The following is a 15,853-nucleotide window of genomic DNA, read 5'->3' on the forward strand; positions in this document are numbered from 1 at the left end:
CAAATCTTTTTTGCAACCCTAAATCTTACGCAAGATACAAAAAACAACAAGTTTTTTTCAAAAGACATGACTAAAAGTGACTTTTTAGGGATTTTTTCTGAACGGGGTCTTGAGCGATATTTGAATTAGCTAAATATCTAGCGCCACCATTACAGCTTGAGCCCAAATTGCATGAACCTTCTTTTTCCATTTCCTTGATCCGAACTTTTCGAGCTAATTTGAGACCTTAGTTCAAGCTCCCCAGACCATACTGCCACTGTTTTTTCTCCACTATGTCCCTTCCTAACCCTGTTTCGTTCTCCGCTCGTTATCTAAATAGAGGTTTGACTCAGATTGTTTTGGCGATCGCCTGTATCTGTCGTCTTAAGCTGAAGGGGTCTTTGCTACTGGTTGCAATCCTAGCTACCCCTACTGTGGCGATCGCCCAAACTACAGATCCAGATCCTTCAACAACATCAACAGTGGGTCAGACAGTAACCAATCCAGCCACTGGCAATCAGGCAACCGTTACAGCGTTGCGGACGGATCCAAGTGGAACACCCACAGTGGGGAATGTGGCATGGGTTGACGTTGTAGATGTAGGGGATACGACGAATACCAGTTACTCAATTCTTGTAAAAAGCGCCAACGACATCATTTACAACAATGATTCTCCCGCCCTGGGTTTTACGATTACGAATATCACTGGGACAACAGCAACGCTGAGTAATGGTTCAAATACAACAACATTCTCCACTCAGCCTTTAAGCACAACGCTAGATGCAGAACTATTAGGTAATGATACTCCCGGAGCCGTTACGCCTGATGAAATTACAACAGGTGCAAGTGGTGTTGTTCGTGTCAAAACGGGAGATGACGGTTCCAACGGCCGCGATGGTGCCTTATTTGTGCGACCCCGTAGCGGTGGAGATGGCAAAACGCCTGATGATAATAATTTTACTAACACCACAAATGTTCTAACGAATAGTCAGGTCGGTGTAGAAGTCGGAAGCGTTGGTGGAGATGGCGGTAATGGTGGAGATTCTTATCTTTCCTATTGGGATGGAGAAGATGGAGGAGATGGTGCGAAAGGCGGCAATGTTGACTTCACCAATAACCAGGGAGTAACTGTTCAAACTTCTGGCAATGAACATTACGGTATTTTTGCCTACAGCCGTAGTGGTGAAGCAGGAGATGGAGGCAGTGGCTTTGCAGCTCCGGGTGGTGGTACTGGTGGTCATACCAGTGATGGCGGTAATGTTGACGCAGAAAATAAAGGCACTGTAATCACAGATGGTACTGATGCCTACGGTATTTATGCCCTGAGTGTCAGTAACAACGGTGGTAATGGCGGCGACCAATGGGGACTTGTTGGTCGAAGTGGTAGTGCTGGCTTCGGTGGTAACGGCGGAACAGTCATTGTCTCTAATACTGTAGACGGAGAAATCTCTACAGAAGGAAACTTTTCGCACGGTATTTATGCCCAAAGTGTTGGTGGCTCTGGTGGTTCCTCTGGTACTTCTGGTAACTTGATTCTGGCGCTCCAAGGAGATTCTGACAATGGAGGTTCTGGTGGCGATGTAACTGTTACCAACAGTGGCTCTATTAAGACAACAGGGAATGATTCTCGCGGTATTTTTGCGCAAAGTCTCGGTGGCGGCGGTGGTTCTGGTGGTAGCTCTGGTGGCCTAGTTTCCCTCGGTGGTTCTGGTTCCAGTGGTGGTGATGGCGGAAAGGTAACTGTCACAAACAACAGTACTGGTGCAATCGAAACCAGTGGCGATCGCTCGGACGGTATTTTTGCGCAATCTGTTGGTGGTAGCGGTGGTAGCGGCTCTAATAGTGGTGGCTTAGTTTCTATCGGTGGTCGAGGCAGCACTGGTGGCTTGAGCGATGAAGTAAAAGTTGAAAACTTCGGCAGTATCAAAACAGCTGGTAATACAGCCCGCGGTATTGTTGCCCAGAGTATTGGCGGCGGCGGTGGTGATGGTGGTAACTCCGGTGGTGTTTTTGCCTCTGTGGGTGGTAGCGCTGGTGCTGGTTCTAACGCTGAGAAAGTAACTATTACAAATGGTGGCAAAATCGAGACTCAAGGGACGGATTCTCATGGTGTGCTCGCACAATCCGTCGGTGGAGGCGGTGGTAATGGTGGTGGATCCGGATCCGGTAGTGCTTTTGTCGGTGTCTCTGTCGGTGGTTCTGGCAGCAGTGGTGGTAATGGCGGTCAAGTCGTTGCCAAGCTACAAGGTATCGACGCTAGTACCAGTTCCGAAATTAAAACGGTCGGCGATCGCTCCATTGGTTTCTTTGCCCAATCCGTCGGCGGCGGTGGTGGTAACGGTGGTGGATCCGTTCAAGTAACCGGGGGATTCGTCGGTGCAGGTTCTTTTTCTGTCGGTGGTTCCGGCGGCTCTGGTGGCACAGGCGGCACAGTAAGTCTCACGAAAGGAACAGGAACTAGTAACGTCTTTACCGGAGGTAATGAATCTGCTGGTGTGATGCTCCAATCCGTCGGTGGTGGTGGCGGTAATGGAGGCTTTGCCGTTGCAGTATCCGGTTCTGGTGGCCCCGCATCCGCATCTCTTAGCGTTGCAGTCGGTGGCTCCGGTGGCTCCGGTGGCACAGGCGGCACAGTAACCGTTGGTTCCTTCAATAGCTCCAACATGCTGACTAGCACCGGCTTCAGCGGAACAATTAGCACAGTTGGCAACCAGTCAACAGGTTTCATTGCCCAGTCCGTCGGTGGTGGCGGTGGTAATGGTGGCTTGGCCGTGTCTGCCAGCGGTAGTGGTGGTGCAACATTTAGCGGTGCTATTTCAGTTGGTGTTGGTGGTTCAGCTGGCTCTGGTGGAACTGGTGGCTCCGTTTCAGCAGGTATTGAAGGAAATATTCTTACTCAAGGTGATAACTCTGCCGGTTTTCTCGCACAATCCGTTGGCGGCGGCGGTGGTAATGGTGGCGGTAGTATTACCCTCTCCGGTTCTGGAGCTGGTATTGCTTCTGCATCAGTAAATGTTGGTGTTGGTGGTTCTGGTGGTAACGGTGGGAATGCAGGCGTTGTCTCCGCTGCAACACGTTCAGGAACAATATCAACTACTGGTAGTGATGCAGGCGGCATTATTGTCCAATCCCTTGGTGGGGGTGGCGGTAATGGCGGTTATTCCATTGGTGTTGGCGGTTCTGGAGCTGGGGTTGCTTCTGGGGCGATAAGCGTCAATGTCGGAGGTAAAGGTGGCACAGCTGGTGATGGTAATACCGTTAAGGCAGACTTGCAATCTGATGTAATAACAACCGGAAATAATTCCGGTGGCATCTTGGCACAATCCGTTGGCGGTGGCGGCGGTAACGGTGGCTTTACCTTTGTCGCATCCGGTTCTGGCGCAGGTGTCGGCAGTGGCGCATTATCTATTGGCGTTGGTGGAAGCGGCAGTGCTGGTGGAGCTGGAGGTAATGTAAATGCTTCGTCAACAGGAACAATCCAAACTTCTGGCGATAGTTCAATCGGTTTCAATGCCCAGAGTCTCGGCGGAGGCGGCGGTAATGGTGGCTTCAGTATTACGCTCTCCGGTAGTGGCGCAGGAGTAGGTAGTGCTGGGATTAATGTCGGTGTTGGAGGAGATGGCGGCAGTGGCGGTTCCTCCGGTACAGTGACAGGTTCGACGTCGGGAGATGTCACAACTGTCGGAAAAGATTCCATTGGTGTTCTTGCTCAGAGTGTCGGTGGTGGTGGCGGTAATGGTGGTTTTGCCATTGGTGTCACTGGTTCCGGAGCAGGGATTGGTAGTGGCACAGTCAATGTTGGTGTTGGTGGGTCTGGTGGCACAGCTGGGGATGGAAATACTGTTAACTTGACCGTTACCAATAATGTGACAACAGGAATCGCCAACCGTATTGATGACGAAGGAGATAACTCCCATGGTGTCGTTGCTCAAAGTCTTGGCGGCGGCGGCGGTAACGGTGGTTTTGCAATTAATGCATCTGGTTCTGGCGCAGGTGTTGCCAGTGGTTCTGTCGATGTAAGTGTTGGTGGTAAAGGCGGTGGCGGCGGTGATGCTAGTACTGCAACCAGTGATGTTACAGGAACGATTACGACCTACGGTGACAATGCAATTGGTGTCATCACCCAATCTGTCGGTGGCGGTGGTGGTAACGGTGGCTTTACAGTTACGGCAAATGGTTCTGGTGCAGGTGTTGCTAGTGCGAGTATTACAGTGGGTGTCGGTGGTAATGGTGGTACTGGTGGCAATGGTGCAAATGTAGATGGAGACTTTGATGGTTCGATCACCACGGCTGGAGAAGGGTCTTCTGGTTATGTTGCTCAATCCGTTGGTGGTGGTGGTGGTAACGGTAATTTCTCCATCACAGCAACTGGCTCTGGTGCTGGCGTTGGTAGTGGCGCGTTAGGTGTATCTGTCGGTGGTAATGGTTCTGCTGGTGGTACTGGCGGTGCAGTGGATGTTGATTTTACTGGTGGTGTGAATACTGCTGGTAATAAAGCGCTTGGTATTGTGGCTCAATCCATTGGTGGTAGTGGTGGTAATGGCGGCTTCACTGTAGCTGCATCAGGTAGTGGTGCTGGTGTTGGTAGTGGAGGTCTAGCGATTGGTGTTGGTGGTGATGGTGGTACTGGTGAAAATGCGAGCACTGTTAGCCTTACTGTTGATGAGAAAAACACTCTAACTGACACATCAATTACGACAACTGGGGATGAGGCGATCGCCGTCATTGCGCAGAGTGTCGGTGGTGGCGGTGGTAATGGTGGCTTTAGCGTCACTGCAACTGGTTCTGGTGCTGGCGTTGGTAGTGGAACTGTCTCCGTAGGCGTTGGTGGCGATGGTAACTCTGCTGGAGACGGTGGAGCGGTCACCGTAGACATCGACAATGCGGTCAATACTGACGGCGAAAAATCTCGCGGTGTTGTTGCCCAATCCCTCGGTGGGGGCGGTGGTAATGGTGGTTTTGCCGTAAGCGTTTCCGGTAGTGGTGCAGGCGTTGCGAGTGGGTCTGTCAACGTTGGCGTCGGTGGTGAAGGAAACAGTGGCGGTGCAGCAGGCGCGGTTGATGCCACAGCGAACGGAGACATTACAACAAAAGGCAAAGACTCTACAGCATTTACTGCCCAAAGTATCGGCGGCGGTGGTGGTAATGGTGGTTTTGCCGTAACAGTTGGGGGCTCTGGTGGTGGCACAGTCAGCGGCACAGTCAATGTTGGCGTTGGCGGCTCTGGTGGTGGCGCAGGTAGTGCAGGCTCTGTTACTGCGAAAACCACAGGTAATATCTCTACAACTCTCGAAGATTCGGGCGGTTTACTTGCTCAATCCCTTGGTGGCGGCGGCGGTAATGGTGGTTTCTCCGTCAATGTTGGTGGTTCCGGCGCAGGTGTCGTTAGCGGGAACGTTAATGTTGGCGTTGGTGGTTCCGGCGGCACAGCGGGCAATGCCGACACAGTCAATGCAACAGCTGAAGGCACAATCACAACATTAGGAGCTGACTCTACAGCGTTTATGGCTCAGAGCGTCGGCGGTGGCGGCGGTAATGGTGGCTTTACAGTCAATGTTGGAGGCTCCGGTGCAGGTACAGTCAGCGGCACGGTCAATATTGGTGTTGGTGGATCTGCTGGTGCTGGTGGTGCATCTAACTCTGTTACTGCACTCGCGACACAAACTATCTCTACCACTGGCGATCGCTCGTCCGGATTTATCGCCCAATCCCTTGCTGGCGGAGGCGGTAATGGCGGATTTACAGTCGGTGTTGGCGGCTCTGGCGCAGGTACAGTCAGTGGCAATGTCGAAATTGGTGTTGGTGGTTCCGGCGGCAATGGCGGTAACGCTAGCTCTGTTAATGCAACAGCGGAAGGAACAATCTCCACAGAAGGTGAAGATGCCCTTGGTTTTGCCGCTCAGTCCATCGGTGGTGGTGGTGGTAATGGCGGCTTTACGGTTGGCGTTGGTGGCTCTGGCGCAGGTACAGTTGGTGGCGCTCTAAACGTTAATGTTGGTGGTTCTGGCGGTAATGGCGGAACAGCTTCTACTGTTGTCGCAACAGCGAAAGATAACATTTCCACAAAAGGTCTTAGGGCAACTGGCTTTACAGCTCAGTCCCTTGGCGGTGGCGGTGGTAACGGTGGTTTCGCAGTAACCGTTAACGGCAGTGGTGCAGGCACAGCAAGTGGCGCAATAAGTATTGGTGTTGGTGGTTCTGGTGGTGATGGCGGTTCTGCAAATACCGTTGAAGCAACTGCTGAGGGCACTATCACAACAGAAGGAAACGAAGCATCTGGATTTGTCGCCCAATCCATCGGTGGCGGTGGTGGTAACGGCGGATTTGTCGTTAATGTCACTGGAAGTGCTGCAGGAACAGGCAGTGCTGCACTAAATATTGGTGTTGGTGGTAATGGAGCTTCCGGTGGTGCAGCTAATGCAGTAACAGCAACAGCAAAGCAAGATATTTCGACTAAGGGGAATGATTCCTTTGGCTTCCTTGCCCAATCCCTTGGTGGTGGCGGTGGTAACGGCGGATTCAATGTCGGAGTTACCGGCAGTGCTGCAGGAACAGGTAGCGGTGCATTAGGTATTAGCGTTGGCGGCAAAGGCGGCACAGGTGTCGATGCAAGTACAGTTACTGCGACTGCCGAAGGAAATATTTCTACCGAAGGAGAAGACTCTACAGCATTTGCCGCTCAATCGATTGGCGGCGGCGGTGGTAATGGTGGTTTCTCGGTAAATGTCGTAGGAAATGGCGCCGGAACTGGCACCGGAACTCTTAGCGTCGGTGTTGGTGGAGAAGGTGCTGGCGGTGGCGCTGCTGATGCAGTTACGGCAAAGGTCGTCGGCAACATCACCACAAAAGGCGCAAACTCTTCTGGTCTCCTAGCCCAATCCATTGGCGGCGGCGGCGGTAATGGCGGTTTTTCTGTTAGCGTCCAAGGCTCAGGTGCAGGAACTGGTAGTGCAGCCCTGAATGTTGGTGTTGGCGGCGACGGTGGTGATGCTGGTAATTCCGGTAGCGTCGATGCAACTGCGGAAGGAACAATCACAACTGAAGGAAAAGAAGCCATTGGTTTTGCTGCTCAATCTATTGCTGGAGGCGGTGGTAATGGCGGCTTTAACGTCAATGTTACAGGCAACGGTGCTGGGACTGGTGCAGGATCACTTAATGTTGGTGTTGGTGGCTCCGGTGCTGGTGGCGGCAATGCTTCCACAGTTACCGCATTAGCAAAACAAGATATTTCGACGAAGGGTGAAGGGGCATTAGGATTTATTGCTCAATCCCTTGGCGGAGGGGGCGGTAATGGCGGCTTTAACGTCAATGTCGGTGGGACTGGTGCAGGTACTGGCAGCGGCAACCTCGATATTAGTGTTGGTGGTTCCGGTGGTGGTGCTGGCAATGGTGCTGCGGTGACAGCTCAAGCTGATGGCAAAATCACAACAGAAGGCAAAGATGCAACGGCCTTTACTGCCCAATCCATCGGTGGTGGTGGTGGTAATGGTGGCTTCTCTGTAAACGTCACGGGTTCTGGTGCTGGTACTGGTAGTGGTTCTTTGGCGATCGGTGTTGGTGGTTCTGGTGATGGCGGTGGTATCGCTGGTGCAGTAACAGCGAAATCTTTTGGTGATATCAGCACTACAGGCGATGACTCCTTTGGTATCTTGGCGCAATCCGTTGGCGGCGGCGGCGGTAATGGTGGCTTTAATGTGACCTTAACTGGCTCTGCTTCCGGCAAAGGTGGCGCTGCAGTCGGCATTGGTGTTGGTGGTAAAGGTGGTGGCGGCGGTAGCGCTGATACTGTTGACTTAACCGTGGGTACAAGCTCAACCAGTACAACAGTTACAACAGCTGGCTTTGGCTCTACTGGTATCGCAGCTCAATCCCTTGGTGGCGGCGGCGGTAATGGTGGCTTTAATGTGACTGGTGCATTGTCCTACGCAACAAGTGGCAGTGCTGCATTAGGTATTGGTGTTGGTGGCTACGGCGGTGATGGTGGTAATGGCGCAAACGTTACTTCGACAATTTATAGCGATGTCACAACCTCAGCGACGACTCCCGATGGCGAAGATAAGACCGGTTCTGCTGGTGTTTTAGTTCAAAGTGTCGGTGGTGGCGGCGGAAATGGTGGCGTCAATGTTGCTGGTGCTATTTCCGTTTCGAAAAATGCATCTGGGGCGGCGGCGATCGGCGTTGGTGGTTTCGGTGGCGATGGTGGTACAGCAGGCAAAGTCGTCAATAGCTTAACTGGTGATGTCAGCACATCCAGTGATGATGGCTTTGGTGTCGCAGTTCAATCCATCGGCGGTGGCGGTGGTAACGGCGGCGTGAATGTTTCCGGTACTGTCTCCTTCTCTAACACAAGCGGTAGTGGAGCCATTGGTGTTGGTGTCGGTGGCTTCGGCGGCGGCGGCGGCACATCGGGTGAAGTCGAAAACGCAGTTGTTGGCTTCGTCGAAACTGCGGGGGACAATGCCATTGGTATCGCCGCCCAATCCCTCGCTGGTGGTGGCGGCAATGGGGCCGTTAATGTTACTGGCGCAATCACTGCATCAGGTAATAGCAACAGTGGAAACCTTGCTGTTGGTGTCGGTGGCTTTGGTGGCGATGGCGGTAATGCAGCGGCAGTCACAAATAATGTCACGGGTGGGGTCACAACTGCGGGGAAAGATTCGAGTGCGATCGCCTCCCAGAGTATTGGTGGTGGCGGTGGTAACGGTGCTACTAATGTCACCGCAGGAATTAATGTTTCTGATGGTTATGGCGGCACAATTGGTGTAGGTGTCGGTGGTTTCGGTGGCGGCGCAGGCAATGCTGGTTCCGTCACAAGCACTATTACGGCATCCAGTAATCCCAATAGTCCTGGTAATAACTACATCATCAAGACTGGTGGCGATGATTCTTCCGGTGTTATCGCACAATCCCTTGGTGGTGGCGGCGGTAATGGCGGCGTTAACGTTACAGCTGGAATTAATCTTTCTGGTGAAAGTGGCGCAGCGATTGGAGTAGGTGTCGGTGGCTTTGGCGGCGGCGGCGGTACTGGTGCTGCGGTTGACCTTGCCGTGACAAGTGACATCGAAACGACTGGCGAAAACTCCCATGGTATTTTGGCGCAATCAGTCGGTGGTTCCGGCGGTAATGGTGGTACAAACGTAACTGGGACGCTTTCCTTTACAGCTGCAGCGAGCGCTAATTCTAAGACTGGTGCCGTATCAATCGGTGTAGGTGGCTTTGGTGGCGATGGCGGTAGTTCTGGTGCTGTAGAAATTGATTACACAGGAAAAATTGATGCCGCTTCTGGACAAACAGGCAAAGGAGCTCATGGTCTAGTTGCTCAATCCCTCGGTGGTGGTGGTGGTACTGGTGCAGTAAATGTATCCGGCACCTTATCCTTTGCTTCATCCAATGGCAATGGTTATGGTCTCGGCGTAGGTGTCGGTGGTTTTGGTGGCGATGGTGGTAATGCAGATACCGTTGATGTCACTGTCCTCGGTGGCGAAAGTATTACAGCTTACGGCGAACAAAGGTCTGCAATTCTTGCACAGTCCATTGGTGGCAGTGGTGGTGATGGCGCAGTTAATGTTACTGGCAATATTTCCTCTGATTCCTCAATTACAGTCGGTGTTGGTGGTTCTGGTGGTGATGCTAGTGAAGCAAAAGCAGTTACAGTAAACGCGACTACTGATGTATCTGCAACCGGTACAGAGACTCAAACAGCTGGTAGTGGTGGTATTCTCGCCCAATCTATCGGTGGCGGCGGTGGTAACGGTGCACTAAATGTTACAGGTAGTGTTGTTCTCTTTAAGGACAGTTTTGTTCCGACTGTTGCGGTTGGTGTTGGTGGTTTCGGCGGCGATGGTGCAAAAGGTGACAACGTAACAGTTACTCATACCGGTGATGCAACAACTTCGGGTGATTGGACTCATGGTGTTGCTGCTCAATCTATCGGTGGTGGTGGCGGTAACGGTGGTCTAAATACTACTGCTCAAATTACTAATTCTGATTTGGCTGGCGATGCTGGCGGCAAGAAGGATGTCGGTATTGTCGTTGGCGTCGGTGGTTCTGGTGGTGATGCGGCAACAGCAGGGAATGTTCTTGTCACACAAAATGGTGTGGTCACAACTTCTGGTGATAATGCTGTCGGTGTGATGGCTCAATCTATCGGTGGTGGTGGCGGTACTGGTGGTATGAATATTTCTGCCATTTTGACGAGGAGTCAGTCGCCCATCCAAGTCGGTGTAGGTGGTTCCGGTGGCGATGGTGCTTCTTCTGGTTCAGTAGAGGTAATTCGAGGGAACTCCACAACTTCCACAGGCAAAGTCACAACCGATGGTGAGAAGGCTTACGGTATCGAAGCTTCAAGTATTGCTGGTGGCGGTGGTGATGCTGGTATGAACTTTAACCTTGGTGTTTCGACAGTGGGGACGGGTGATACTTCCCAAGGGTTTACTGCACAGTTTAATATCGGTGGTTCTGGTGGTGAGTCCTCAGAAGCAGACACAGCCAAAGTTACAAACTACAGTGACATTGAAACTAAGCAAAAGACAAGTCATGGTATTTTCGCTCAATCTATTGGCGGCGGCGGCGGTAACGCCAACTTCAACCTCGGTATAACTTATGCCAACAGCAGTGATAAGAATTTAGGTGCGGCGATCGCCATTGGTGGTACGGTCGGCGATGGAGGTGCGGCGGCTCAAGTCGATGTCGTCCAGGTCGGTGACATTAAGACTGCTGGCGAAAACTCTGCAGGTATTTTTGCCCAGGCGATCGGTGGTGGCGGTGGTAACACTGGCTTAGATATTTCAATGCCTTTTGCGGATGGTGGTAACGTCACCTTTGTTCTCGGCCAAGAAGGTGGCACAGGTGGTGCAGCAGCAGCCGTCAATGTAACCACAACTGGCAGCATTACAACAGATGGCAAAAAAGGCTACGGTATCTTTGGTCAATCAGTCGGTGGTGGCGGTGGTACGAGTGCAGCCGTAACTGTTGCTGGACAGGCTCCCGCAGGGGCTAGTAATGGCCTCAGCTCCAAAATTGCCAGTGTTTCTGTCGGTATTGGCGGCCCAGAAGGTGGTAATGCAGATACTGTAACTATCCTCAGCCAAGATACAACCAGCGGAGATGCAACCATCACAACTAATGGTGAAGAAGCCCACGGTATTTTTGCCCAGAGTGTCGGTGGTGGTGGTGGTGCCGGTGGTATGGCCAGTAGCTTCGGTATTGAAGCGCCTAACCTCGCCGTAAACGTTGGTGGTACCGGTGGTAAAGGTGGTTATGGTGGTGCTATCGATGTTGATAACTTTGTCGATATTGATACTACTGGTAAACAGGCGATTGGTATCTTGGCTCAATCTGTTGGTGGCGGCGGTGGTACCGGTGGTATGGCGGCGACTGGAGGTTTGAGAGTCCAAAGTTCAAGCGTCAATGTGGCGATCGGCGGTGGTGGTGGTACCGGAAATACTGGTGGCACAGTCGATGTCAATAACGAAGGAATTATCATCACCGATGGAGAAGATGCCCATGGCATTCTGGCCCAGAGTCTTGGTGGTGGTGGTGGTACCGGTGGTATCGCAGCAAGCTCAATCTTTGCGAGCACTTCTTCTGCATCAAGGTCAACCTCTATTTCTGTAGTGGTCGGTGGTAATGGTGGTGATGGATCCGAGGGCGGTCAAGTTAATACGACGAACAAAGGAGCGATTGGAACAAATCAAGAAGGCTCGGTTGGTATTCTCGCTCAATCCGTTGGTGGTGGCGGTGGTAATGGCGATCTAGTGTTTAACAACACTGTTGTTGGCAGTGAAGGCAACAATATTTCTGTAAACGTCGGTGGTACTGGCGGTGATGGCGGTGGTGGCGGTAAGGTCGTCGTCAATAATACGATTGATCAAAATATCAATAACTCAGCCACGATTATTACCCTTGGTGATGAGGGTCACGGTATTTTGGCCTCTAGTATCGGTGGTGGCGGCGGTAATGGTAGTACTGTCCTGGCGGTCAATCGTTCTAACAATCTGGGGTCAACAAAAGCAAACTCTCTAACCTTTGCTCTCGGTGGTCAAGGTGGTGGTGGTGGTACTGGCGGCGAAGTCGAAGTCACTAATGCTGGGACAATCGCTACTGCTGGTGATAAGGCCCATGGCATCATTGCCCAATCCGTCGGCGGTGGTGGTGGAACTGGAGGTATGAGCGTTATCGGTGATCTTGCCCTTGGTAGTTCTAATGGGACGACCTCTTCTGGCAACATCGTTGATATTTCCATTGGTGGTGCTGGTGGTGATGGTAATACTTCTGGTTTAGTCACGGTAAATAACACCGGCACAATCAGTGTTGATGGTGAAGCATCCTACGGTATCTTTGCTCAATCCGTCGGCGGTGGCGGTGGTGATGGCGGCTTTGCTGCTGTCCTCAGCCGAAATGCCCTCACTAATCCCATTTCCAATCTTGGTAAATCTCTGATGAGTTTTGCAATGGGAGGTTCTGCTGGAGATGGCGCAGACTCAGGTAATGTGGTCGTCAATCACAGTGGGGACATCATCGTTGGTGGTGATAATTCCTATGGTATTTTTGCTCAGTCTGTCTCTGGTGGTGGCGGTAACGGTGCTTATTCTTTATCTAGTCCTGCTTGGACAGCTTTAGATTTACTTCTCACATCTACTATGGGTGGTGGCTCGACTGGTGATGTGGGCAATGTTACTGTCAATAGCACTGGTGACATAACGGTTCTCGGAAATAATAGTCAGGCGATTCTTTGGCAAACGGTTAATGGTGGTGGTGGAAATACCAATGTCTTTGCTGATGTGAGTCAACAGGCCACCAGTTATGACCCCACCGATGATAGTCCCCCAACTGACCCAATCTCGATTGTCGCAGCGGGCATCACTTCTGGCATCAATATTGGTGGTAACGCAATTAATAATGCTTTTGGTGGCATTGTTGATGCTGAACATACGGGCAATGTTGTTACAAGCGGTGATTATGCCAATGGTTCTACTGCCCAGTCGATTGGTGGTGGTGGTGGTACATCCAACAAAACAGTAATTGTGGATTCTGAAGCGACTGTTGATCTGGATGTTTTATTAGGCGCTCAAAATACTAATAACTCCAGCGGTGGAGATGTTCAGATCCAACGAACTGGCGATACTCAAACAAATGGAGATAATTCTACTGGTGACAATATTCAATCTATTGGTGGTGGCGGTGGTCAACTCAATCTAGAGGTGGTGACTGTTGAGAGCGACAATACGGGCACTGAAGTTGATGACAGTGATGCAGATGCAGATATTACGCTTGGTGCTGACCCAAGTTATAACAACCATGGTGGCGACATCACGATGGATGAAACTGGGGATACAACAACCACAGGAGAGCGCTCAACCGGAAAGGTAATCCAGAGTATTGGTGCTGGTGGTGGCTTAGTCCAAACGACTGGTTTGAATAGCACAACAATCACCATGGGTGCCCAGGATGGTTCTACTGGTCATGGTGGTGATATCACAGTTACCAAAACGGGTCATGTTTCGACTTCCGGTACGTTATCTCATGGTGTTGTGATGCAGTCCATCGGTGGTGGCGGTGGTTTCGTCCTCACTGATTTGGATGAACCTCAAATCACCATTAATAAGAGTGCAGCCAACAGCGGTAGTGGCGGCAATATTGATTACAAGCAAATCGGTGATGTCAATATTTCTGGCGATCGCTCCTTTGGTATCTTTGCGCAGAGTCTCGGTGGTGGTGGTGGTCTCGTTGATGATTTCTTCGCGATGGATGCAGGGGGTAATACTGCGGCGAGCACCGATACTTCCACAACAACTGTCGCGAATTCTGGCACGGTGAATGTTGAACTGGAGGGTAATTTAACGGCAAGCGGTCAGAACAATGTCGGCATTTATGCGCAATCTCTAAGTTCCGAGACTCAGGGCGATATTACGGTTTCCCTCGCGGATGATAAAACCATTTGGATGAATGACACCGGCACTGGCGTCAAGATTTCTGGTGGTGCGAACAATAGCTTTACGAACAATGGTGGTACTGTCATCGCAGCGTCTGAGGCGACTCCTGATTCAGTTCCCGGCGTATTCCTAGCTGCTCCAAATGGTTACACCGTTGTTGGTGAGGAAGGAAATGAAACGGTTACCAACAAATCAACCGGTGTTTTCTACGGCAACATGAACCTCGGTGCTGGTGTGAACAACTTCATCAGTGAGCTTGGGGCTTCGGTCTATACCGGTGAGGAAATCTATATCGGTGGCGATGACCAAAGTAGCTTTACCATTGCGGGTCTAATTTCTCCCGGTGACCAGACTGTCTACACCAGTGAAATTGCCGGTAATTATGTTCAGACTCAGACGGCTGATTTCGACCTTAATCTCGATTTTCTCGATGATTCGCTGGATCGTTTAAATGTCACTCAAAATGCGTTTCTGGAAGGTGATCTAAATGTCTTCACTCGAACCATTGAGAAGATTAAGCCGGGTCAACGGGATCTGATTTTTGTCGCAACGGATCAAGGCATTGTTGATAAGCAAGCGCTAAATCTTGTTATTCCTGAGTCTTCAATTGCTAACTATGAGATTGGGTACACGAACACAACTGCATATCTAAGTTTGGATGTTGATTTCCGAGGCTTTGGTGACTTGAATCGTAATCAAACCTCATTCGGTGATTACATTAATCGGGTTCAGTTGGCTGGTAGTTCTGATGAGTTGGCTCCATTCATTCAGGCGATTTTTGATCTCCCCAATACAGAGGATTTGAAGGATCCTTACGATAGTCTCTCTCCTGAGATTTATGGTTCGATTCATACTAATTATCTCCTCACTTCTGAGCAATTACGGGATGACCTCTTCACTTGTAAGTCGAGTGGCGATAGTCGCATTGTTAAGGAAGGGGAATGTCTCTGGCTTGATGTTGCCGCTCTCGGTAATAACGGCGATCGCACGGATGAACATTTCGGTTTTGAGACTGCGGCTTCGGCAGTGTCGGGCGGTGGTCAGTTCGATATGGGGAATGACTGGTATTTGGCATTAGCGGCTGGCGCGAGCGTTTACGAAACGGCTTCCACAACAGTTCCTGCCATGATGAATGGTTCCTCCAATCAGGCTGGTATTGCCATCAAGAAATCTCTTGGAGATACAGACATTGCTTTGGGTATTGTCGGTGGCTCCGGTGATTTTGATGCGGTTCGCTCCAACCTCTTCATCACTGATGGCGAAGTCACAAGTGACCAAAAAGCCTCTTTCTTCGGCTCCTGGCTACGCATCTCCCATGACATTGATGCTGGTGGTGGCTGGTACGCTCGACCGATTCTTGATTTTGGTTCGACTCGCGTGAAATATAGCGGCTTTGAGGAAACACCTTCTAGCGCTTTGAGTTTGATTGTTGACGACAGTAGTCAAGCCTATGTCAGCATCAATCCCGCAATTGAGTTTGGTGGCGAATTTAAGGATGGCAATTTGACGGTTCGCCCATCCTTCTACTTCGGCTATACTCACTACCTCAGTGATCCGCAACCATCGACATCTGCTCGTTTAGCTGGTGCTCCCCAAGGTGTTGATTCTTTTGAGGTTGATAGCACAGGCGATCGCAGTATTTTTGATGCTTCAGCAAAAGTGGAACTGCAATTCTTAAATGGACTCTCAATGCAAGCAGGCTATTGGGGTCAGTTCTCCCGGAACACAACGGTTCACGGTGCTGACTTCAAGATGAAGTTCTCATTCTAGTTTTGAGAGCATAAAAGTATGATGTGATCGCCCACTGTGCTGTAGTCATATAGATCTAGATTGCCATAACGATTTTGAGTGGTATTTCCAAGAGCATCTATCGTGGCGATCGCCGCACACGAGAAAAGTACGTCTGGATAGTATCAAATGGCAGTCGGTGTAGGATAGAA

Annotated in this window: 1 protein-coding gene; it reads left to right on the forward strand. The window is 50.9% G+C overall.

Annotated features, from left to right (window positions below):
• Positions 1–272: 272 nt before the first annotated feature.
• Positions 273–15,683 (forward strand): autotransporter outer membrane beta-barrel domain-containing protein, encoded by a 15,411-nt coding sequence (locus tag LEPTO7376_RS20415; RefSeq protein WP_015135938.1) that lies wholly within the window; start codon positions 273–275, stop codon positions 15,681–15,683.
• The last annotated feature ends 170 nt before the right edge of the window (positions 15,684–15,853 follow it).

The sequence above is a fragment of the [Leptolyngbya] sp. PCC 7376 genome (assembly GCF_000316605.1).
In the GTDB taxonomy this organism is placed as follows: Bacteria; Cyanobacteriota; Cyanobacteriia; order Cyanobacteriales; family MRBY01; genus MRBY01.

Excerpts from the sequence above, each read along its gene's own strand:
- LEPTO7376_RS20415 (WP_015135938.1), top strand. The coding sequence starts at position 273 with ATGTCCCTTCCTAACCCTGTTTCGTTCTCCGCTCGTTATCTAAATAGA.